A 21,312-nucleotide genomic window follows, 5' to 3' on the forward strand; every position below is an offset into this window, starting at 1 on the left:
TTCAGGGGTTGCCGCGAGCCAGGCGGGTGACCGGATCACGAAAGCCCATCGCGGCCTGCACCAGGCGGCGGCTCAGACCTGGAATGGCGGCATGGGCGGCCAAGCCCAGCCCCGCGCCGGCGCGGGCGAGCAGGGAGGGATTGGTGAACGCCCGCGCCAGGGTGTCGGTATAGCGCACGGTCGCGTCCTGGTCGGCGAAGCGCGCGGCGGCATAAGCGGCCAGCGCTTCAACACTGCCCGGGTCGTCCTGGCCGGCCAGTATTTCGATCATGGCCGCCGCATCGCGCAGGCCCAGATTGAAGCCCTGGGCGGAGACCGGATGGACGCTGTTGGCGGCGTTGCCGACCAGAGCGATCCGATCGGCCACCGGGTGCCGGCTGCGGAGGCGAACCAGCGGATAGCGGGCGCGCTTGCCCGGCCGCGAAAACCCGCCCAGTCCGGAGCCAAAGCGAGCGGTGAGTCGACGGATCAGGGTTTCGTCATCCCAGTGCATCGCCGCGTCGATACGTTCGCTGCGGTCGATCCAGACCGTGCCCAGGCGCCCCTGCGGTTGAGGTAGCAGGGCCAGCGGGCCTTGTGGCGTGAAGCGCTCCCAGGCGGTATCGCGGGGTGCCCGCCCGGGTTGGACATTGAAGATCATGGCCGACTGGCCATAGTCATGGCGCTCGGCGTCAATGCCGGCGATCTGGCGGACCATGGAGTTGGTTCCGTCCGAACCAACCAGCAGGCGCGTCGTCGCCAAGGATCCGTCGCCCAGGCGAACGCGAACGTGGTCAGACTCGACCGCGAACGTTTCCAGCCGGGCGGGACAAAGCTGGGTGATGGCCTCGTGCTGGTCGAGCGCGGCCAGCATCACCTGGCCCAGTTCCCGGGCGACGATAACGGCACCGAAGAAATCGCGCTGATGGTCGGTTGCGCGCAACTGCAGGTGGCCGAAGCCCCCGGCACGCGTGATGTGGATTTCCCGTACCGGCATGCGCGTCAGCGTGTCGGGCAGCAGTCCCAGTCCGGCAAGAATGTTGAGCGAGGCCGCGTTGATGACAAGCGTACGGTCATCATAGCTGGGCCGTTGATTCGCCTGAGGCCCGGTCTTGCGCGCCGTCTCCTCGATCACGGCCACGCGCCGACCGCCACGAGCCAGGCCAACAGCCAAAGCCGCGCCGACCAGGCCGCCCCCGGCCAGCATGATGTCGTAATCGGTCATGGCCGCATGACCTGCTCAATCTCGTCGACCGTTGCGGGTACCGCGCGGTTGAGCACCTCGGGTTCCTCAGCGGTGACGCGAACATCGTCTTCAATCCGGATGCCGATATTGTGCAAAGCCTCGGGAATGTCGTCCTCGTCGCCAATGTAGAGGGCGGGCTCGACGGTGACGACCATGTTGCGCTCCAGCAGCCGCGACTGGCCGGCGATGCGATAATCGCCCACGTCGTGCACATCCAGGCCCAGCCAGTGGCCGGTCTTGTGCATGTAAAAGCGGCGGTAGTGCTCCTGCTCGATGTTGTCCTCGACGCTGCCCGACAGCAGGCCGAGGTCGACCAGCCCCTGGGTAAGAACCCTGACAGCCGCATCGTGAAAGGCTTCAAACGGTCGCCCGGCGCGTACCTGCTCGATCGCGGTCTGCTGAGCGGCCAGGACGATCTCATAGACCTCGCGCTGGGCCGAACTGAAACGGCCGCCGACCGGAAACGTGCGCGAGATGTCGGCGGCATAATTTTCAAACTCGCAGCCTGCGTCGATCAGCAACAAGCCGTCGTCGGGTAGGGGCTGGTTGTTGGCGATGTAATGCAGTACCAGGGCGTTGGCGCCGCCGGCCACGATCGGCAGGTACGAGGGTGCACAGTCATGGCGCTGGTACTCGTGAATCAATTCGGCCTGGATTTCGGCCTCGTTCATGCCGGGCCGGCATGCGCGCATGGCCCGCGTCATGCCCTGCGCAGCAATCGCGCCAGCCCGACGCATGCACCGGATTTCGTCAGCCGACTTGATCAGTCTCTGTTCGTGCAGGAGATGCTCCAGCGAGACGATTTCACCTGGTCCTTTCAGGCCCTTGGAGCGCGCCCGCAACTGGTTGCGCCAACCCAGGACACGCTGATCGAAAGAGGGGTCCTTTCCGACCAGGTGGAACAGGCGTTCGCAGCCCTCCATCAGGCCCGGCAGGATGTCGTCCAGGTCGTGAATCGGGAACGAGTCGTCCATGCCCAGAGATTCGCGGGCGCCGTCCAGCCCCAGTCTCGGCCCGTCCCAGCGCTCGCGGTCAGGATCGCGCTCGCGCAGAAACAGAAGCTGTTCCCCCGCATCACGCCCGGAAATCAGCACCAGGACGGCCTCCGGTTCATCCAGCCCGGTCAGATACCAGAAGTCGCTGTCCTGGCGAAACGGGTAGGCACTGTCGCCGTTGCGAAGCACTTCTCGGCCGCTGGCCACCACCACCATGCTGTCCGGACCGGTTTCCGCCAGCAGCCGGTTTCGGCGGGTGCGGAACTCTTCGGGACGGATCATGCGCTTGCCCTCCGATTGTCTTCACGCAAGAGGAGCACGGCCACCCGAACAAACTCCACCAGTTCGGCGTAGGCGCCTTCCTCGGCTTCAGCGTCGGCGTCCGGGTCGGTAGCCGCCCGAGCGATCTGTTCGATCAGCCGCAGCGCCTCGGTGCTCTCCCCGGGTGCGATAACCGGTTCACCGGCACCGAAGCCTGACAGGAAACCCGAGCACCAGTAAGCGAGGCAGCGGGTGCGTTCGTCCAGCGGCCGATCGTCGGTGGGCAGCAAAGGCCGGAAGCGCATGTCAGCGGCATCGAGCTCGTCGCGCAGGCTTTTTAACGCGGGTTCGACCTGGCCCTGGAGCGATTCCGAGCTCCAGTCACCGACCTGAAGAGCGGCAAGCTGAACAGTGAGTTCGGAGGCTGACAGCTTGGGTCGCGCGCTGAGCAGCCCGACGACCAGCCCGTGGGTTTCCGCCACCACAGCCGGTTCGGCCTCGGCGGCAAGAGCGAGTATCCAGGCCAGTTTTGCGTCCTGATCCGGCATTGGAGAAGGGCCCTGAAGTCCGTTGCGAAAGGAGCCGAAGTGTATCACCGGCCACCTCAGGCAGCCGTCGATTGTTGTTGCCCGCGCTTGTTACGGCGCGCTTTAGGTTCTATGATTAAGCCCTTGTAACGTGTGGTTTTGAGTTTTGCCCATGAATTCGCTGGCGCGGACGGAGACGGATCTGGATCGCCTGCAGGTCGGCCTGCAGGAAATGGTCAGTCGCCTGCGTGCGCTCGAAGAGGAGAACCGCTCGCTCAAAGCCCGCCAGGAAACGCTGGTGTCGGAACGCGCGAACCTGGTCCAGCGCAACGAAGAGGCCAGGTCCCGGGTCGAGGCAATGATCGAGCGTCTCAAGGCCCTGGAATCGGCTGGCTGAGGAGGATACATGGCTGCTGCGGAACCGGTGACCGTCCGTATTCTTGAGCGCGAGTACCGCGTCATGTGTTCACCGCCAGAGCGCCGGGCGCTGATGGAATCGGCCCTGTTCCTGGACGGGCAGATGCGTGAGATCCGGGATTCCGGTCGGGTCAGCTCAATGGACAAGATCGCCGTGATGTGCGCGCTCAACCTGGCCGAGGAAATTCTCAAGCTGCGCCAGGAACTGGCCGCACGCGAAGAGAAAATCGATCGTCGCATCAGCGATTTGGCGAGTCAGCTTGACCAGTTCACGGGAACGGAATAGAGTGGGGTTCAGGCGCTCTCTGCGGTGTTCGCCAGCAGGAAAGTAATATGCCTTGTCCCTACTTATCGACCTAGGGATGGCGGCTTCCGGTACTTGTGTGCAGCTTGTTTCAACGCGAGTTGCCTGATGGTCCGGAGAGCCAACCCACCTGAACCATTGGTTCAAGGTCACCGACCTGCAGCGGCACAGGTGGAGAGCGCCACTCTCTTTTAGTCGCTGAAGTCTCGGCCGGCAGGCCGGAAAGATCCCGCCGGATCCGCCATGTCCGAAGATACATCCACCCAGCCGGCCAAGCGCGCCCTGCGCGAGATGCTTCTCGCCCAGCGCCTGGCGCTGCCCGAGGCGCGCCGGCGGGTGCTGGATCGGCAGCTATGCGCGCAGGTACTCGGCTTCATGGCCGAGCGTCCCGGTGTGCGGGTGGCGGCATTCCTGCCATTTCGCGGCGAACCGGATCTCAGGCCTGCCCTGCATGTTCTCCAGGAAGCCGGCCGCGACATCCATCTGCCGGTTCTGGTGGATGCCGCCATGGAGTTCCGGCGCTGGGAGTCCGGCGAAGCGCTGGTCGCCAATCGATTCGGTATTCCCGAGCCGGCGCACGGCCGGTTGTGCGCGCCCGAGCAGCTGGACTGGGTGCTGATGCCGCTGGTGGCCTTTTCGACGACCGGCACACGCCTCGGTATGGGCGGGGGTTTCTACGACCGCAGCTTTGCGTTTCGACTTCAGCCGGGACGCCCCCCCGGGCCGACGCTGGTCGGCGTGGCCTATGGTCTGCAGGAAGTCAACAGCCTGCCGGCCCAGCACTGGGATGTGCCCCTGGATGCGATCATCACCGACTACGGTGTGCGCGAGTTTCGCACGCAGCGGGGTCTTCCGCCGGCTTCCTGATAGACTTAAGCAATGAACTACTGGTTGATGAAATCCGAGCCTGATGCCTTCGGTATCGAAGACCTGAAGTCGCGCCCGGAGCAGACCGAACCCTGGGACGGGGTGCGCAACTATCAGGCGCGCAATTTCATGCGCGATGCGATGAAGGTCGGCGATGGCGTGTTTTTCTACCACTCCAACTGCAAGGTACCCGGCATTGTCGGTATCGCCGAGGTCGCCAGCAAGCCGTATCCCGACCCGACCCAGTTCGATCCGGACTCGAAGTATTACGACCCCAAAAGCGATCCGGACGATCCGCGCTGGATCCTGGTCGACGTCAAGTTCAAGCGCGACCTGGACCGCGTGCTGTCGCTGGCCGAGATCAAGGAGCATGCCGACGCGCTGGGCGATTTCGCCCTGGTGCGCAAGGGCAACCGCTTGTCCATCATGCCGCTGACCGAACAACAGTGGAACTATCTGCTGGAACTGGAGACATCATGAGCCAGAGCCGATTGAAAATCGAGGTCGCCCGGGCGGCATTGTCCGAAGTCGATAGCGGCATGGTGCTGGGCGTTGGAACCGGCAGCACCGTCAACGCTTTTCTCGACGAACTGGCCGGCAGCGATATCCAGCTTAAAGGTGCTGTTTCATCCTCCAGGGCCACGACCGAAAAGCTTGCCGAGACCGGGATCGAGGTCATGGACCTCAACCACGTCGGCGAACTGGAGCTCTACATCGACGGCGCCGATGAGGTCGACGAGCATCGCCGCCTGATCAAGGGCGGCGGCGGGGCGCTGACCCGGGAAAAAATCATTGCCTCAGCCAGCCGTCGCTTTGTCTGCATCGTCGATGAATCCAAGTGCGTCAAGGTGCTCGGCGATTTCGCGCTGCCGGTCGAGGTGGTGCCCATGGCGCGCGCTTTTGTCGGCCGCAAGCTGGTCGGTCTGGGGGGGCGCCCGGAGCTCAGAGACGGATTCGAAACCGACAACGGCAACCTGATCCTCGACGTGCGCAACCTCGATCTGCTCGATCCGCTCAAGATCGAGTCCGAGATCAACCAGATTCCCGGCGTGGTCACCTGCGGGCTGTTTGCGCGTCGACCCGCCGACCGGGTGCTGATCGCCGGCGAGGCCGGCATCCGGCGCCTGGGCTGAAAAACCGGGGTTTGCGAGTGAGTGCAGCGCCCGTGGCCCGGTTGAGCGTTGCGCCGATGATGGACTGGACCGATCGGCACTGCCGCTACTTTCATCGCCAGCTCAATGGCGCGGCCTTGCTGTATACCGAAATGGTCACCACCGGCGCGGTCATCCACGGCGACCGAGACCACTTGCTCGGCTTTGACCCGGCCGAGCATCCGGTGGCCCTGCAGGTGGGCGGCAGTGAGCCGGACGAGCTGGCGCAGGCGGGCCGGATCGGTGCCGGTTACGGCTATGACGAGATCAATCTCAACGTCGGCTGTCCCTCGGAGCGGGTCCAGAAGGGGAGCTTTGGCGCCTGTTTGATGAAAGAGCCTGAACTGGTTCGCGACTGCATGGCGGCCCTGCGCGAAGCCGTGGATGTGCCGGTTACGGTCAAGACGCGCATTGGGGTCGACGAGCAGGACAGTTTTCATTTCCTGCAGGATTTCGTCGCCACGGTCGCCGAAAGCGGCGTGCGCACCTTCATCATTCACGCCCGCAAGGCATGGCTGAAGGGTCTGAGCCCGAAACAGAACCGCGAGATTCCGCCGCTCGCCTATGCCCGTGTCCACCAGCTGCGCGAAGCTTTCCCCGGCCTGCGTTTCATCCTCAATGGTGGCTTGAGGGAGGTCGATTCGGCATTGGCCGAACTGGCGCATGTCGACGGCATCATGCTGGGCCGCGCGGCCTATCAACATCCCTGGATTCTGGTTGAGCTGGGCGACCGCCTCGGTCAGCCGGTCGCCGATTCGCGCTCTTCCGTGATCGAGGCCATGGCCGACTACGCCGCCGACCATATCGCCCGAGGCGGCCGCTTGCAGCAGGTGGCCCGCCACATGCTCGGCCTGTTCCACGGCTGCCCGGGCGCCAGGCGCTGGCGCCAGATCCTGAGTCAGAACATGCATCGGCCCGGTGTCGGTCCGGAACTGTTTTTCCACGCCTGCCCTGAGCGGGCAGCGGCCTGAAGCGAGCCGTTTGATGATTGTCGATACCCCCGCAGCCTTCCGTCAGCAGATTCAGGCCGGCTGGCTGAAAAGCGACGCGCCGGCCGTACCGCGCGCCTGTTTTTTGGTCGAGCCCAGCGGGTTCCGACTGTCGAAACAGACGGCGAAAGACAATATCTACATGGACCTGAGCGTGCCCGTGGATCCCGACCGGGCGCTCGATCAGCACCGCCGTTTGAGCGAGCGAATCACCGCCTGCGGGATCCCGGCGGTTCGTTTCCCCGGTCACGCCACGACCCCGGACGAACTGTTTCCGAACAACGTGTTCGCAACCATTCCCGGGCGCTCCATCATCGGCCGGATGCTCCATCCGGAACGACAGCTCGAGGCCGGCAGGGCCGACATTCGCGCCTTTTTCACCCAGCTGATGGACTACGAGGAATGCGATCTGTCGCAGCGCGATCTGGTCGCTGAACTCACCGGGGCGCTGGTGATCGACCGCTCGCATCGTATCGGCTACTGCGGCATGAGCCAGCGCGTCGACGAGTCCGGCTGCAAAGCCATGCACCAGGCTTTCGATCTGGCCCTGACCTTCCGTTTTGATCTCAAGCCAACCGAGTATCACACCAACGTGGTCATGGCTGTTCTTGCGTCCCGCGCGCTGGTCATCTGTCCCGAGGCCTTTGCCGACCGGGAGGTGCCGGCAGCGATTGCTGAGGCCTATCCCGGACACGTACTCGAGATCACGCAGGCCGAGAAGGAAGCCTTTGCCGGCAACTGCATCGCCCTTAACTTCAAGGATTTGTTCATGAGCCGCACGGCCATTGATGCGCTCGCCCCGGACAAACTCGAGCGTCTGAAAAGCTGGCGCTTCGAGATCCATGCCGTGGACATGGACGAGATCGAAAAGGCTGGCGGCAGCCTGCGCTGCTGCGTCGCTGAAATCTTCTGATCAGTCGGAGTTCAGACGGGATTCAGCGCCAACGCCTACAATCTTGGTTAATTTCAATGAAGGCCCCGCCGTGCCGCTTTTGCCGCTTCGACTTTTGATCGCGCCCGTTCTTGCCCTGGCCATGGCGTTTTCGGCGTGGGCACTGACCCTGGAGGAAGCGGCTGAGCGCGTGGCGCGTCAGCACGACGCCAAGGTGGTCTCGGCCCAAACCATTGAACGCGACGGTCGTCGGGTTCACGTGATCCGCATTCTCACCCGCGACGGCGTGGTCAAGACCATCCGCGTTCCCGCGGATCGACCCTGAAGGAGTCTTTGCCCATGCGCATCCTGGTTATCGAGGACGAAACCGAACTGCGTGCGCTCATGGGTCGAGCCCTGAAACGTGAGGGCTTCGCGGTCGACTTGTGCGCCGACGGCACCGAAGGTCTGTATTACGCCACCGAGTTCCCGATCGATCTGGCCATCATCGATCTGGGGTTGCCGGGGATGAGTGGCATGGAAATCGTGCGCACGCTGCGCGCCCGCGAGCTGCGCTATCCAGTCTTGATCCTGACCGCGCGCGCCGACTGGCAGGACAAGGTCGAGGCATTGGAGCTTGGTGCCGATGACTACGTAACCAAGCCGTTCCGTCTCGAGGAGGTCATTGCCCGCGTGCACGCGCTGCTGCGCCGCTCGGCCGGTCATGCGGCCGCCGAGGTCGATTTCGGCCGCCTGCGCATCAACCTGTCGGCGCAAGAAGCCTGGCTGAACGACGAGTTACTGGATCTGACCGGTTTCGAGTACAAGGTGCTGGCGTATTTCGCCCTTCATCCGGATCGCGTGGTATCGAAGATGGAGCTCAACGAACACCTTTATGACGAAGACGCCGACCCTGACAGCAACGTGATCGAGGTCATCATCGGCCGTTTGCGCCGCAAGCTGGATCCGACGGGCGACTGGCAGCCGATCGAGACGCTGCGCGGGCGCGGCTATCGGTTCCGCCCTGTCCGGGGCTGAGCGCTGAGGTGCCGGCAGCGCCCGCATCGCCGTCGCTGCTGCTGCGGCTGCTGTTGTCGGCCGCGCTTGCGCTTGTCGTCTCGCTGGCGCTGGTCGGTCTGGCCGTCGACCGCGGATTTCGCAGCGCTTCGGCCGGAGCGCTGGAAGAGCGCCTGGCATCGACCGTGTTCCTGCTGTTATCGACTCTGGATGTGGCGGCCGACGGCCAGCCCCTGGTGTCCGAGGGCCTGGCCGAGCCGCGTTTGGAGCAGCCTGGTTCGGGCTTGTATGCCGGCGTGTTGACCGAGTCCGGCGAATGGCAGTCGGCGTCGCTGACGGGTGTGCTTGAGCCGCCGCGGCCGTTTCGGGTTGGACGCGGTCAAGAGCGCTTTGTCGGACCTGAAAGCGACGCGCGCTTTTTTCTTTATGCGCTGGGCCTGGGCTGGGAGCAGCCGGACGGGCAGATCGTCGAGATGACCTTGTGGGCGGGCGAGGACCCGGAGCGCTACCGTGACCAGATCCGGGCCTTTCGGGCCGATCTGTGGCGCTGGCTGGGGCTGGCCGCGCTGCTGCTGATCATTGTTCAGAGTCTGATCCTGTTGCTGAGCCTGCGGCCGCTGCGCCGGGTCGCGCACGAGATCGGCGAGATCGAGGGCGGTGAGCGCGAACGCCTGAGCGGTCGCTACCCGCGCGAACTTCAGCCGCTGACGGCCAACCTCAATGCGCTTTTGCTGAGCGAGCGCGACAATGCCAGCCATTATCGCCAGGCGCTGTCGGATCTGGCCCATGCCCTGAAAACGCCGCTCGCGGTGATGAAGGCGCGTCTGGAATCCGGCGAGTCCGTTACTGCGGAAGCGACAGCCGACGAGCTTGCGCGCATGGAGCGCCTGATCCGCCGCCAGCTCGAGCGGGCGGCCCGCTCGACCCGGCGCACCCTCAACCAGCCGGTGGCCGTGCTGCCGGTGCTTGAGCGTCTGGCCGAATCGCTTCGGCGCCTGTATCGCGATGCCGATGTGGTTATCGAAGTCGATGGTGACGAGCAGGTCCGGGTCCGGGCCGACGAGCGCGACCTGATGGAGTTGTGCGGCAACCTGCTCGACAATGCCGCCAAGTATGGACGCGGGCGCGTTCTGGCCGAAGTCCGTACCGGGCCCGCTGGTGCGCGCGAGTCCGGTGTCGAGATCCGGGTCGAGGACAACGGCCCCGGTTTGGACGCGAATACCTTCGCCCGTCTGCTCGAGCGCGGCGCGCGCGGTGACGAACAAGCGGAAGGCCAGGGACTGGGACTGGCGATCGCGCGTCAGCTGGTTGAGGCCTACGGCGGGCAGATCGACTGCGAAGCCTCGGCTACACTGGGCGGCGCTGCCATCGTGGCGCGCTTCCCGCCGCGCTGACGTCTGCCGCTCAAGCACTGGATGTTTTTGAAAAATGACCACCCATCGCATCGATGACCTGCTCGACATCATGGCCCGACTGCGCGACCGCGAGAACGGCTGCCCCTGGGATATCGAGCAGACGTTCGCCACCATCGCGCCGCATACCGTGGAAGAAGCCCATGAAGTCGCCGACGCCATCGTCCGCGCTGACATGGCAGAACTGAAAGACGAGCTGGGCGACCTGCTGTTCCAGGTTGTCTTTCACGCGCGCATGGCCGAAGAAGAAGGCGCGTTCGATTTCGCCGACGTGGTCGAGGCCATCAACGACAAGATGCTGCGCCGCCATCCGCATGTGTTTGGTGACGCCAGCATCGCTGATGCCGATGCCCAGACCGCGAGCTGGGAGAAGATCAAGGCGCAAGAGCGCGCGGCCAAGGGCGAGACCGATAGCAGCGCCCTGGCCGGCGTGGCCCGGGGCCTGGGCAGCCTGCAGCGCGCCGTCAAGCTCCAAAAACGCGCCGCCCGCGTCGGCTTCGACTGGCCCACGGTCGAGCCCATCTTCGACAAGCTCGAAGAAGAGGCCGATGAACTCAAGCAGGCCATTGATTTGAAAGATGGCGACAACATCGAAGAAGAGCTGGGCGATTTGCTGTTCGTGCTCACCAACCTGGCGCGCAAGCTCGACGTCGATCCCGACATCGCCCTGCGCCGATCCAACCTCAAGTTCGAACAGCGATTTCGGGCCATGGAAGCCCTGGCTGCCGAGCGCAAGCTGGATTTCCCGGCGCTTGACCTGGAAGGCCAGGAAGTGCTTTATCAGACGATCAAGACCCGGTAACCAGGAAATCATTCCATAGAGATGGACCGAAAACGGACGATGCTGCCAGCCGCGCTTTTGCCGGCTTGTCGGCTTCGATTCCAGTCAAGTGAGTTGACCACCTGCTGGATGTTCGCCGATGTTCGGAAGGTGCTCTCGTGCCTTGTCCTTGTGTCGCTGTGGATGGGAGATCTTCCCCCAGCGGTTTCCGGGGGAACAATCGCCCTGACTTTCGATGACGCGCCTCGTGCAGCGGGGCCGCTGTTTAGCGGCGAGGAGCGGACCAGGCGCTTGATCGATACTCTGGATCAGGCCCGCGTCACTGGTGCGATGTTTTTTGTTACGACAAAGCATTTAAGCGATGTGCCCGGCGGAACGGAACGGCTGCTCGCGTATGTCGAGGCAGGTCACTTGCTTGCCAACCACTCCCACTCCCATCCATGGCTGTGGCGAACCACCGCGGCGGAATATATCGCCGACATCGATCAAGCCAGCAGCATGCTTGAAGGATTCGATGGGGTTGCTCCGTTCTTTCGTTACCCGTATCTGGACGAGGGCCGGAGCATTGCCAAGCGCGATGAAGTGCGATCAGCGCTCGTGCAACGAGGGCTGCGGCACGGATATGTCACGGTCGACAATTACGATTGGTATATCGAAGTCTTGCTTGCCGAAGCGGTAGCGGCCAATCCTGAGATCGACGAGACCGCCTGGTGCGATGCGTATACGTCGATCTTGCTGAGCGGTGTCGCTTTCTATGAGGATATGGCAAGGAATATTTTGGGCCGGTCTCCGCACCATGTTCTGCTCTTGCATGAGAACGATATCGCGGCTTTGTGTGTTGGGTATCTGATTCGCGGCCTGCGAGCAAAAGGTTGGGAACTGGTGCCGGCCGAAAAAGCGTTTTCTGATCCAATCGCGGCTGAACTTCCGAATACGCTGTTCAATGGCCAGGGTCGCGTCGCTGCGCTGGCGCATGCCGCCGGTGAGCCCGCCGGTGCCCTGGTTCATCAAAGCGAAGATGAATCCTGGTTGCGCAGTCACTTCACGTCCTTGGGCTTAATACCCGCTTCGTTGGCTGTGGAGTAGACGAGGGCGCTGCCCGAGGCTTTAGCTCGTCTGCGCTTTTTCGAAAACTATCGGCTGCGGCTTTCTTTAAGATGCCCGCGGTGGGGTCTTCAGGGCCCGCCGAAGGCTTCTGGCAGCAGTTCGGCCACGCTATAGATTTTCAGCACGGTTCCGGCGTCATTGATCAGGAGGATGCGGGTGCGGTCGTCGGCGAATTCGTGGATGCGCTGGCGGCAGTCGCCGCAGGGCGGGCAGTGGTCGGGTCCCGGCCCGAGCACCCAGACTTCGAGGATCCGGGTCTCGCCGGCGCTCACCATGGCGCTGATCGCGCCGGCCTCGGCGCAGACCGACTTGTAGTGCGCGCTTTCCACATTGCACGAGCAGAAGGCGTTTCCGTCCTCGGTCACCACCAGCGCGGCAACAAAGTGCCCGGAGTAGGGCGCGTAGGCGTTCTGGCGCGCGGTCAGCAGGCGTTCCAGCCATTCTGATGGGATGGTGCTTGAGCTGTCGAGAACCGGCTCAGTCATGGTCTGCCTCGTCGCGCGCCAGCGCGTCCAGTGCGATCTCGACCATCTGATGAAAGCTTTGCTGGCTGTCGGCGCTGGTCAGGGTTTCGCCGGTGATGATGTGGTTGGCCACGGTGCAGATGGTCAGGGCGCGCGCGCCCAGTTCGGTGGCCACGCCGTACAGGCCGGCGGCTTCCATCTCCACGCCGACGAAACGGTAGCGGCGCAGCAGGTCGATGTAGGCCGCGTCGGGGGCGTAGAACAGATCGCCCGAGAACAGGTTGCCGACCTGCACCGGAATGCCTCTGGCGCGGGCGGCCGCATCGGCGTGCCGGGCCAGCTCGAAATCGGCGATCGCGGCCAGATCGTGGCCCAGGAAACGGCTGCGGTTGACGCCGGAATCGGTGCTCGCACCCAGCCCGATCACCACGTCACGCAGACTCGCCCCGTCGGCTACCGCGCCGCAGCTGCCGACCCGGACCAGTTTCTTTACGCCGTACTGGCTGATCAGCTCGTGGGCGTAGATGGATATGGACGGGATGCCCATGCCGCTGCCCATGACCGAGATCCGGTGTCCTTTCCAGTTACCGGTAAATCCGAGCATGTTGCGCACCCGGTTGAACTGAACTGGTTTATCGAGAAAGCGCTCGGCAATGGCCCTGGCGCGCAGCGGATCGCCGGGCAGCAGAATGGACTCGGCGATCTCGCCCGGGGCGGCTTCGATGTGCAGCGTGGCCATGGCGGGTCCGGTCAGTGGAGAAAGCTCTGGCCGTCGGCCAGCGGCTCCAGGCTCAGATGCCGGGCCACGGTCTGGCCGATATCGGCAAAGCTTGAGCGCGCGCCGATCGAGCCCGGCTTCAGGCCGGCACCCAGCGCGAGCACGGGCACGTGCTCTCGGGTGTGGTCGGTGCCGGCAAAAGTCGGGTCGCAGCCGTGGTCGGCGGTCAGGATCAGCAGATCGTCGTCGCGAAGCCGGGTCAGCAGTTCCGGCAGGCGCTGGTCGAAGGCCTCGAGCGCGGCGGCATAGCCCTCCGGGTCGCGGCGATGGCCGTAGAGCATGTCGAAATCGACGAAGTTGGTCATCACCAGGCTGCGCTCGCCGGCTTGATCCACGGCGGCCAGCGTGGCGTCGAACAGGGCCATGTTGCCGTCGGCCTTGATCTCCTGGCTGATGCCGGAGTGGGCGTAGATATCGGCGATCTTGCCCACCGCCAGCACTTCGCCGCCGCTGGCCACCAGTTTGTCGAGCACGGTTGGGGCGGGCGGCTTGAGGCTGTAGTCGCGCCGCTTGCCGGTGCGGGTGAAGCCGGAGCCGGCATCGCCGACGAAGGGCCGGGCGATGACCCGGCCGATGTTGTAGGGCATCAACAGTTCGCGCGCGATGCGGCAGACCTCGTACAGGCGCTCCAGGCCGAAATGTTGTTCATGCGCGGCGATCTGGAACACCGAGTCGGCCGAGGTGTAGACGATGGGTTTGCCGGTGGCCACGTGTTCACCCCCCAGCCGGGCCAGGATCTCGGTGCCCGAGGCATGGCAGTTGCCGATCACGCCCGGCAGGCCGGCCTGCTCGACCAGATCGGCCAGCAGCGCGGGTGGAAACGTGTGCTCGGGCTCGCGAAAATAGCCGAAGTCGAAGCGCACCGGCACCCCGGCGATCTCCCAGTGGCCGGACGGCGTGTCTTTGCCGGTGGACTGCTCGCGCGCAAATCCCCAGCTGCCCGTTACCGTCTCCGGACGCTGCAGGCCGGGGTTGTCGTGGCCAACGCTGGCGTGGTGGGCGTGGTTGAGACCCAGGCGGGCGAGGTTGGGGATCCTGAGCCCGGCTTGAGAAGCGCGCGCCGAGGCGACGTGGCCCAGGGTGTCGGCGCCGATATCGCCGAAACGCCCGGCGTCTTCGGCCTGGCCGATGCCCAGGGAATCCAGGACCAGAACAATGGCGCGGGACATGGCCTTAGCCTCCTTTTGACGCGGTGGTGATCAGGCGCGCGACCAGCGGGTCGCTGCGGCCTTGCTCGTCGCCTATCGTAACGGCCGCGCGGATCGCGCGCGCGGCCTGGTCGGCCGCAGCCCGGTCGGCGGCATGAACAATGGCCAGCGGTTTGTTTTGATCCACCGTCTCCCCAGGGCGTGCCAGTTGGCTTAAGCCGACGGCCGGATCGATGGTATCGGCCGCGCGCCGGCGACCGCCGCCGAGGCCGACCACGGTCAGTCCGACTGCGCGCATGTCGAGCGCCCGGACAACGCCGGCTGTCTCGGGATACACCGGTTCGACGACCGCTGCCCGGGCCAGAACGCGCGGGTAGGTCTCGAGCAGGTCTGCCGGTCCGCCGAGCGCGCTGACCATGCGCGCGAAGCGCTCGGCCACCGAACCGGCCTGCCAGCGTCGGTCGAGCTCGGCCAGGGCCTGCGCTTCGTCTTCGGCCAGCCCGCCCAGCAGCAGCATCCGCGCCGACAATCGGCGGCTAAGGTCGAACAGGCGCCCGCCTTGCCGCTGCCCGGTCAACAGGTCCAGGACTTCAAGCACCTCCAGCGCGTTGCCGGCGCTGTCGCCCAGCGGCTGGTCCATGTCGGTCAGCAGCGCTTCGGCCGGCGTGCCGGCTTCGGTGGCGACCTCGACCAGCGCCCGGGCCAGCGCCTCGGCCCGGGCCGCTTCGGCCATGAAGGCGCCGGAGCCGGTCTTGACGTCGAGCACCAGCCCGTCCAGGCCTTCGGCCAGCTTCTTGCTGAGGATGGAGGCGACGATCAGCGGCAGGCAGTCGACCGTGGCGGTGACGTCGCGGATGGCGTACAGCCGGCGGTCGGCCGGGGCCAGATCGTCGGTCTGGCCGATGATGGCCACGCCGACCTCGCGCACGATGCGGGCAAAGTGGTCGGGGGTCGGGAACGGGTCGTAGCCCGGGATCGCCGCCAGCTTGTCCAGCGTGCCGCCGGTGTGGCCCAGGCCGCGTCCGGAAATCATCGGCACGTGTCCACCGCAGGCCGCGACCCACGGCCCGATCAGCAGCGAGGTGGCGTCACCCACACCACCGGTGGAGTGCTTGTCGAGCACCGGCCCGTCAAGGCCGGCATCGCGCCACTGCATCGCCCGCCCGGAGTCGCGCATGGCCCGGGTCAGGCTGGCGATTTCGGTCCGGTCCAGGCCGCGCCAGTAGACGGCCATGGCGAACGCGCCCAGCTGCTCGTCGCTGATGCGCCCGTCGCTGACCGCCTGAACGAGGGCTTCGATGCTCGCCTGGCTCAGCGCCTGGCCGTCGCGCTTGGCCCGAATCAGTTCCTGGAACAGCATCAGTAGCGGCTGCGCAGATCGACCGGTCTGACCCCGGATCCAAGGCGTTGGAGCAGGTCGTCGAGCAAGCCGGACGCGCCGAAGCGGAAGCGCTCCGGGCGCAGCCACTGCTCGCCGAGAATCTCGCGTCCAAGGTCCAGGTAGACGGCTGCCTGCTCGGTGGTGCGGATGCCGCCGGCGGCCTTGAACCCGACCGGCCGGCCGCTGTCGCGGATGGTTTCCATCATGACCGCGGCGGCCTCCGGGGTGGCGTTGACGGCGACCTTGCCGGTGGAGGTCTTGAGAAAGTCGGCGCCGGCGGCCAGGGCGATCTCGGCGGCGGTCCGGATCAGTTCGGAGGATTTCAATTCCCCGGTTTCCAGGATGACCTTGAGCACATGACCGCTGCTGGCCTGGCGGCAGCGGCTGACCAGGTGGTAACCCAGGCGCTCGTCGCCGCTCATCAGGGCGCGGTAGGGAAACACCAGGTCGATTTCATCGGCGCCGCTGGTCAGGGCCGCACGGATCTGGTCGACGACCTCGTCGGCCGACTGGTCTCCTTCGGGAAAGTTAACCACCGTGGCGACCCGCACGGTGTCCTGAAGGTCGAGATTCGCAAGCGCGGTGCGCGCCTGCGCGACCAGGTGGGTCAGAACGCAGACGGCGGCCGGATGCCCGCCCTTTGTGTTGGCGCGTCGGCACAGGCGCTGGATGTCCTCATCCGTATCCGTATCGTCGAGGCTGGTCAGGTCGAGCAGGGAGAGCACGAGTCGGGCGGTATCTTGCATGGGCTGATTTTGGCTTTGGAGGCACAGACAAAGAGAATCATAAACCGGACCGGCTAACTAGCGGTTGAGATTTGCATCGTTTACCGCTATTCTTGCCGGCTTGCTGTAGTTCGGGCCGTTAGCTCAATGGTAGAGCAGTAGGCTTTTAACCTATTGGTTGAAGGTTCGAGTCCTTCACGGCCCACCATTCTTCCCGCCGGCTTTTGATCCCATGGCCGAGTCCCGCGTTCCATGGTCTTCGCAGCCCGGTCCGCATCGGCGGCTGGACGAGGTCGTGCGTCGGCATTTGTCGACGATCTGGCGCCAGCCGGTTCATGGCTTCAGCCAGGCAGCTTTTGATGTCGTGGGTCACCTGGCCGAGACCGATCTGATCCTGGATGCCGGTTGCGGCACCGCACAATCCACGGCTGCCCTGGCGCGTCGGTTTCCGGACCATACCGTCATTGGCGTCGATCGCTCCAAATCACGTCTGGCGCGGGCACCCGATCTTCCCGGCAATGCCTTCGCCGTCCGGGCTGACCTGGCTGATTTCTGGCGACTGGCCAGGATGGCAGGCTGGCAGCTTCGTCGCCACTACCTGCTTTACCCGAACCCCTGGCCCAAGCCCGGTCACCTGCAGCGGCGCTGGCATGCCCATCCGGTTTGGCCGGATCTGCTGGCGCTGGGTGGATGGCTGGAGCTGCGGACCAATTTCGACCGCTATGCCGAAGAATTTGCCCGGGCGCTGGAACTGGCCGGGCATCCGTCTCACCTGCAAGTGCTATCGTTAGCCCCGGAAGCGGCGATCAGCGCTTTCGAGACCAAGTACGCGCGAAGCGGTCATCGACTGTACCGGGTGACCGCGGACTTGGGATAACCCCAGTTGATTCCACGGAGGAAAAATCCAGATGCGTTTGAGTTCAATTGTTGCGGGCGGCGCGTTGGCCCTGCTGCTTTCCACGCCCGGCCTCGCCGATGATGATCTGCGAACGGTCATCGCCGATCCGGACCGACCCGCCGACCAGGCTGCGCGGGATACGTCTCGAAATCCTTACGAAACGCTGACCTTCTTCGGCCTGCGGCCGGACATGACGGTGGTCGAGATTTCGCCTGCGGGCGGCTGGTATACCGAAATTCTCGGTCCCTACCTGAAGGATGAAGGTCATCTGATCGCCGCGCACTGGGACATGGACGGCGACGACGTGCCCGATTTCTATCGCCGAATCCGGGGCGAGTTCGAGGAGCGCGTGGCCGACACCGAGCGGTTCGGCGACATTGAGATCATTCCCTTCGCCCCGCCGGAGAAGGTGGACCTGGGCGAGCCGGGCTCGGCCGATCTGGTGTTGACCTTCCGCAACGTGCACAGCTACAAGCGCGCCGGCACCTTCGGCGATGTCGTCGACGCTGCCCATGCCGTGCTCAAGCCCGGCGGCGTGCTGGGCGTGGTCAGCCACCGCCTGCCCGAAGACCGCGAGCAGGATCCAGAAGCCCGTTCCGGCTACGTCCAGCAGAGCTGGGTCGTGGCCATGGCCGAGTCGCGCGGTTTCCGGCTGGAAGAAGCCGCCGAGATCAACGCCAATCCGCGCGATACAGCTGACCATCCTTCCGGGGTCTGGAGTCTGCCGCCGAGCCTGCGCGAGGGTGAAGAGAGCGCGGAGCGCTTTCGTGCTATTGGCGAATCTGACCGATTTACCCTGAAGTTCGTAAAACGCTGACCCTGTCTTGCGTTGCAGCTGTCAGCCTTGCCGGATGCGGGGCTGACTCTTCACGACCCGCTGAATGTCGCAGAGTATCCTCCAGCGCTGTTTTTACAAAAAGTTTCCCGCGCCATGCCCGACCTGCTACGACTGGTTTATGCCAGCAAAACCAATTTCGAACCGACGGCGCAGGGTGCCGCGGTCGACCCGGTCGTGGCGGAAATCCTGGCCCAGTCCCGGCGCAACAACGAGCCCAATAACATCGGCGGTGTGCTGTGCTACGGCGACGGTTACTTCTTTCAGTGCCTGGAAGGAGAGCGCGCCGAGGTGGAGCGTTTGTACGATCGTTTGCTGGATGATGATCGGCACCGTGATGTCACCCTGCTCAGCAAGCGTCCCGTGCCGCAACGCATGTTCAAGCTGTGGAGCATGAAATTCATGAACGTGGACGCCAAGATTCGGCGCATGCTGCAGATTGAAAAACTGGAAAGCTTCGTGCCGCACCAATTCAGCGATTTGATGGTCGAGCGCCTTCTGATCGAATTGCGCGATGCCTCAGAACGGCGCCAGCCTGCTCTCCTCGGGCAGCAACGAAGCGGCACGGGAGCCCGTCAGGCGGGCGCGACCCGCGAATTCATGCCGGGCTTGATGTTTGCCACCACCGCCGGCGTGACGGCGATTCTTGTCGGTTTGATGCTTGCGGGTCTGATCTGATCTGACAAGGCGGCAGGATCTGGGCGACAATTCGGTTCATGAACGAATCGACCTCGCCCACCAGCCCTTTCGAACAAGTCCCGCTTCGCACTTACGCCGAGCGCGCCTACCTCGACTACGCCATGTACGTGGTCCTGGATCGGGCGCTGCCGCATGTCGGTGACGGCCTCAAGCCTGTCCAGCGGCGCATTATCTATGCGATGAGCGAGCTGGGGCTGTCGGCGGCCTCCAAGCACAAGAAGTCGGCCCGCACCGTCGGCGATGTGATCGGCAAGTTCCATCCGCACGGCGATTCGGCCTGCTACGAGGCCATGGTGCTGATGGCCCAACCGTTTTCTTACCGCTATCCGCTGGTCGACGGCCAGGGCAATTTCGGCTCGCCCGATGATCCCAAGTCCTTTGCCGCCATGCGCTATACCGAGTCGCGCCTGGCCCCGTACGCGCGCACCCTGCTGGCCGAGCTCGGTCAGGGCACGACCGACTGGGCGCCCAACTTCGACGGCACGCTCAAAGAGCCGAAGCTTTTGCCCGCGCGCCTGCCCAACCTGCTGCTCAACGGCGGCCAGGGCATCGCCGTGGGCATGGCCACCGACATCCCACCGCACAACTTGCGCGAGGTGGTCGCCGCCTGCGTGCGCCTGCTGGAAAAAAAGACCGCCAGCGTCGCCGAGCTGTGCGAACACATCCAGGGCCCGGACTTTCCCACCGGCGGCGAGATCGTAACGTCGCGCAAGGACATCCTGGCGATCTACGAGACCGGTCACGGCGGCGTGCGCCAGCGCGCGGTCTGGGAGCGCGAGGGCGAGGAACTCATCGTCACGGCGCTGCCGCACCAGGTCTCGCCGGCCAAGGTGCTCGAGCAGATCGCGGCCCAGATGCAGGCCAAGAAGCTGCCGCTGGTGGCTGATCTTCGCGACGAGTCCGACCACGAGCACCCGACCCGCCTGGTGATCGTGCCGCGCAGCAACCGGGTCGACGTCGCAGCACTCATGGATCACCTGTTCGCCACCACCGACCTGGAGAAGTCGATCCGGGTCAACCTCAACGTGATCGGAAACGACGGCCGACCCGGGGTGCTCAACCTGAAAGAGCTTCTGACCGAGTGGCTGGCGTTTCGACGGGCCACCGTGACCCGGCGGCTGGAGTTCCGGCTCGACCAGGTGGTCGATCGTCTGCACGTGCTCGACGGCCTGCTGATCGCGTTTCTCAATATCGACGAGGTCATCCACATCATCCGCACCGAAGACGAGCCCAAGCCGGTGCTGATGGCGCGCTTTGGCCTGACCGGCACCCAGGCCGAGGCCATCCTGGAGCTCAAGCTCCGGCATCTGGCGCGCCTGGAGGAGATGAAGATCCGTGGTGAGAAAGACGAGCTTGACGAAGAGCGCAAGCGCCTTGAAGCCGTTCTGGGCTCGCCGAAGAAACTGACCCGCCTGATCCGCGACGAGTTGCTCGAGGATGCCGAAAAGTACGGTGACGAACGGCGCTCGCGCCTGGTTCGGCGCGAGGCCGCCCAGGCCCTGAAAGAAACCGATCTGGTCACGGCCGAGCCGGTCACCGTGGTCTTGAGCGAGCAGGGCTGGGTGCGCGCGGCCAAGGGTCACGAGATCAAGCCCGAAGAGCTCAACTACCGCTCCGGTGATGCCTTTATGGCCGCCGCGCGCGGGCGCAGCAACCAGCTGGCCTGTTTCCTCGATTCAGCCGGCCGCAGCTATTCTCTGCCAGCCCACGAACTGCCCAGCGCGCGCAGCCTGGGCGAGCCCCTGACCGGGCGCTTTTCGCCGCCCTCGGGCGCGGCGTTTCGCACCCTGGCCATCGGCGCGCCTGAGGATCGGGTGCTGGTAGCCAGCGATGCCGGCTACGGCTTCGTCACCCGGATGGAAAATCTGTACACCCGCCAGAAAGCCGGCAAGCAGTTGCTCAGCGTGCCGGCCGGCGCCGACGTGCTGGCGCTGGCGCCGGTGGCCGAATCGGAAGAGGGCGTGCTGGTTGCGGCCACAAGCGCAGGTTACCTGCTGGCCTTCTACTTAAGCGAGCTGCCCGAGCTGGCCCGAGGCAAGGGCAACAAGCTCATCAATATCCCGCCCAAGGCGCGAAAGCAGGGCGAGAAAGTCGCCGGCGCCATCGCCATCGCCGCCGGCCAGGACTGCCTGGTCTGGGCCGGCCAGCGCTACTTGCGCCTGAGCTGGAACGACACCGAAAACTACTGGGGCGAGCGCGCCCAGCGCGGCAGCAAGCTTCCAAGAGGCTTCCAGAAAGTGACCAGGTTGACCTTGGCTGAATGAACGTCGCCGTCCTGGCAAAGATCTCATTTAACCGCAGATGAACGCAGATGAACGCAGATAGAAGAGGATAGAAAAAGAAACATACCCTGCTACTCGAACGGCACTGAGTAAACGGCTTGCGCATTCTGCAGGGCGCCAATTGCCCTGTCATGAGAAAACTCATCTGCGTTCATCCGCGTTCATCTGCGGTAAAAAG

General features: G+C 64.6%; 24 protein-coding genes, 1 tRNA gene and 1 other RNA gene. 18 read left to right on the forward strand and 8 right to left on the reverse strand.

Going from position 1 to position 21,312, the window contains the following annotated elements; all coding sequences use genetic code 11:
• Window position 1 precedes the first annotated feature (1 nt).
• The 3 genes from G3I74_RS12705 to G3I74_RS12715 are packed head-to-tail and all read right to left on the reverse strand — an operon-like array spanning window position 2 to window position 3,029.
• Window positions 2-1,204 carry an FAD-dependent monooxygenase gene (locus tag G3I74_RS12705; RefSeq protein WP_164211978.1) on the reverse strand — a complete coding sequence of 401 codons (1,203 nt, stop codon included), beginning with the start codon at window positions 1,202-1,204 and terminating at the stop codon, window positions 2-4.
• The gene (locus G3I74_RS12710; protein ID WP_164211979.1) at window positions 1,201-2,502 is read right to left on the reverse strand and encodes an aminopeptidase P N-terminal domain-containing protein; all 1,302 of its coding nucleotides are present in this window, start codon (window positions 2,500-2,502) and stop codon (window positions 1,201-1,203) included. Before G3I74_RS12710 ends, G3I74_RS12705 begins: the two co-directional genes overlap by 4 nt.
• Window positions 2,499-3,029, reverse strand: coding sequence for a UPF0149 family protein (locus tag G3I74_RS12715; protein WP_164211980.1), 531 nt, complete (start codon window positions 3,027-3,029; stop codon window positions 2,499-2,501). Before G3I74_RS12715 ends, G3I74_RS12710 begins: the two co-directional genes overlap by 4 nt.
• A gap of 151 nt (window positions 3,030-3,180) precedes the next feature.
• On the opposite strand from G3I74_RS12715, the gene G3I74_RS12720 reads away from it, so the two are divergent.
• The 13 genes from G3I74_RS12720 to G3I74_RS12780 all read left to right on the forward strand — a co-directional run bounded on the left by G3I74_RS12720 (window position 3,181) and on the right by G3I74_RS12780 (window position 11,903).
• Window positions 3,181-3,405: a TIGR02449 family protein gene (locus tag G3I74_RS12720; RefSeq protein ID WP_164211981.1), complete on the forward strand. Its 225-nt coding sequence runs from the start codon at window positions 3,181-3,183 to the stop codon at window positions 3,403-3,405.
• A 9-nt stretch (window positions 3,406-3,414) separates the two neighbouring features.
• Window positions 3,415-3,711 carry a cell division protein ZapA gene (locus tag G3I74_RS12725; protein ID WP_164211982.1) on the forward strand — a complete coding sequence of 99 codons (297 nt, stop codon included), beginning with the start codon at window positions 3,415-3,417 and terminating at the stop codon, window positions 3,709-3,711.
• A 13-nt stretch (window positions 3,712-3,724) separates the two neighbouring features.
• A non-coding RNA gene (ssrS, locus tag G3I74_RS12730) (6S RNA) lies at window positions 3,725-3,911 on the forward strand.
• Between the two features lie 61 nt (window positions 3,912-3,972).
• The gene (locus G3I74_RS12735; protein WP_164211983.1) at window positions 3,973-4,596 is read left to right on the forward strand and encodes a 5-formyltetrahydrofolate cyclo-ligase; all 624 of its coding nucleotides are present in this window, start codon (window positions 3,973-3,975) and stop codon (window positions 4,594-4,596) included.
• Between the two features lie 12 nt (window positions 4,597-4,608).
• On the forward strand, window positions 4,609-5,076 hold the full coding sequence (locus G3I74_RS12740) for an EVE domain-containing protein (protein ID WP_164211984.1): 468 nt from the start codon (window positions 4,609-4,611) through the stop codon (window positions 5,074-5,076).
• Complete coding sequence (gene rpiA / locus G3I74_RS12745) at window positions 5,073-5,729, forward strand: ribose-5-phosphate isomerase RpiA (protein WP_164211985.1); 657 nt, start codon at window positions 5,073-5,075, stop codon at window positions 5,727-5,729. Before G3I74_RS12740 ends, rpiA begins: the two co-directional genes overlap by 4 nt.
• A 17-nt stretch (window positions 5,730-5,746) precedes the next feature.
• Entirely contained in the window at window positions 5,747-6,718 is a 972-nt protein-coding gene (dusA, locus tag G3I74_RS12750; RefSeq protein ID WP_338063109.1) for a tRNA dihydrouridine(20/20a) synthase DusA, read from the forward strand.
• 13 nt (window positions 6,719-6,731) lie between these two features.
• Window positions 6,732-7,649: an arginine deiminase-related protein gene (locus G3I74_RS12755; protein ID WP_164211986.1), complete on the forward strand. Its 918-nt coding sequence runs from the start codon at window positions 6,732-6,734 to the stop codon at window positions 7,647-7,649.
• A 70-nt stretch (window positions 7,650-7,719) separates the two neighbouring features.
• On the forward strand, window positions 7,720-7,953 hold the full coding sequence (locus G3I74_RS12760; RefSeq protein ID WP_164211987.1) for a PepSY domain-containing protein: 234 nt from the start codon (window positions 7,720-7,722) through the stop codon (window positions 7,951-7,953).
• Window positions 7,954-7,967: 14 nt separating this feature from the next.
• A complete protein-coding gene (locus tag G3I74_RS12765) occupies window positions 7,968-8,645 on the forward strand; it encodes a response regulator transcription factor (RefSeq protein ID WP_164211988.1) in 678 nt (225 codons plus the stop codon).
• 8 nt (window positions 8,646-8,653) lie between these two features.
• Window positions 8,654-10,018, forward strand: a complete 1,365-nt coding sequence (locus tag G3I74_RS16230; protein ID WP_164211989.1) for an ATP-binding protein — start codon at window positions 8,654-8,656, stop codon at window positions 10,016-10,018.
• A 34-nt stretch (window positions 10,019-10,052) separates the two neighbouring features.
• Entirely contained in the window at window positions 10,053-10,838 is a 786-nt protein-coding gene (mazG, locus tag G3I74_RS12775; protein WP_164211990.1) for a nucleoside triphosphate pyrophosphohydrolase, read from the forward strand.
• A 162-nt stretch (window positions 10,839-11,000) separates the two neighbouring features.
• Window positions 11,001-11,903 carry a polysaccharide deacetylase family protein gene (locus G3I74_RS12780; RefSeq protein WP_239056916.1) on the forward strand — a complete coding sequence of 301 codons (903 nt, stop codon included), beginning with the start codon at window positions 11,001-11,003 and terminating at the stop codon, window positions 11,901-11,903.
• Between the two features lie 89 nt (window positions 11,904-11,992).
• Here the strand turns inward: G3I74_RS12780 and G3I74_RS12785 are convergent, their stop codons facing one another.
• The 5 genes from G3I74_RS12785 to deoC are packed head-to-tail and all read right to left on the reverse strand — an operon-like array spanning window position 11,993 to window position 16,441.
• Complete coding sequence (locus G3I74_RS12785) at window positions 11,993-12,409, reverse strand: cytidine deaminase (protein ID WP_164211992.1); 417 nt, start codon at window positions 12,407-12,409, stop codon at window positions 11,993-11,995.
• Window positions 12,402-13,127 (reverse strand): purine-nucleoside phosphorylase, encoded by a 726-nt coding sequence (deoD, locus tag G3I74_RS12790; RefSeq protein WP_164211993.1) that lies wholly within the window; start codon window positions 13,125-13,127, stop codon window positions 12,402-12,404. The genes G3I74_RS12785 and deoD overlap by 8 nt, the downstream gene beginning before the upstream one ends.
• 11 nt (window positions 13,128-13,138) lie before the next feature.
• Window positions 13,139-14,335 (reverse strand): phosphopentomutase, encoded by a 1,197-nt coding sequence (locus G3I74_RS12795; protein ID WP_164211994.1) that lies wholly within the window; start codon window positions 14,333-14,335, stop codon window positions 13,139-13,141.
• A 4-nt stretch (window positions 14,336-14,339) separates the two neighbouring features.
• Window positions 14,340-15,674, reverse strand: coding sequence for a thymidine phosphorylase (deoA, locus tag G3I74_RS12800; RefSeq protein WP_164211995.1), 1,335 nt, complete (start codon window positions 15,672-15,674; stop codon window positions 14,340-14,342).
• Entirely contained in the window at window positions 15,674-16,441 is a 768-nt protein-coding gene (deoC, locus tag G3I74_RS12805; protein ID WP_164211996.1) for a deoxyribose-phosphate aldolase, read from the reverse strand. The genes deoA and deoC overlap by 1 nt, the downstream gene beginning before the upstream one ends.
• 112 nt (window positions 16,442-16,553) lie before the next feature.
• Between deoC and G3I74_RS12810 the strand changes: the two genes are divergently transcribed.
• The 5 genes from G3I74_RS12810 (at window position 16,554) to parC (ending at window position 21,116) form a co-directional block, all read left to right on the forward strand.
• Window positions 16,554-16,628 (forward strand) — tRNA-Lys (locus tag G3I74_RS12810).
• A gap of 24 nt (window positions 16,629-16,652) precedes the next feature.
• Window positions 16,653-17,297, forward strand: a complete 645-nt coding sequence (trmB, locus tag G3I74_RS12815) for a tRNA (guanine(46)-N(7))-methyltransferase TrmB (protein ID WP_164211997.1) — start codon at window positions 16,653-16,655, stop codon at window positions 17,295-17,297.
• A 31-nt stretch (window positions 17,298-17,328) separates the two neighbouring features.
• Complete coding sequence (locus tag G3I74_RS12820) at window positions 17,329-18,135, forward strand: class I SAM-dependent methyltransferase (RefSeq protein ID WP_164211998.1); 807 nt, start codon at window positions 17,329-17,331, stop codon at window positions 18,133-18,135.
• Window positions 18,136-18,162: 27 nt separating this feature from the next.
• Window positions 18,163-18,831: a BLUF domain-containing protein gene (locus tag G3I74_RS12825; protein ID WP_164211999.1), complete on the forward strand. Its 669-nt coding sequence runs from the start codon at window positions 18,163-18,165 to the stop codon at window positions 18,829-18,831.
• 38 nt (window positions 18,832-18,869) lie between these two features.
• Window positions 18,870-21,116, forward strand: a complete 2,247-nt coding sequence (gene parC, locus G3I74_RS12830; RefSeq protein ID WP_164212000.1) for a DNA topoisomerase IV subunit A — start codon at window positions 18,870-18,872, stop codon at window positions 21,114-21,116.
• Window positions 21,117-21,312: the final 196 nt, after the last annotated feature.

The organism is Wenzhouxiangella limi, assembly GCF_010499265.1.
In the GTDB taxonomy this organism is placed as follows: domain Bacteria; phylum Pseudomonadota; class Gammaproteobacteria; order Xanthomonadales; family Wenzhouxiangellaceae; genus Wenzhouxiangella; species Wenzhouxiangella limi.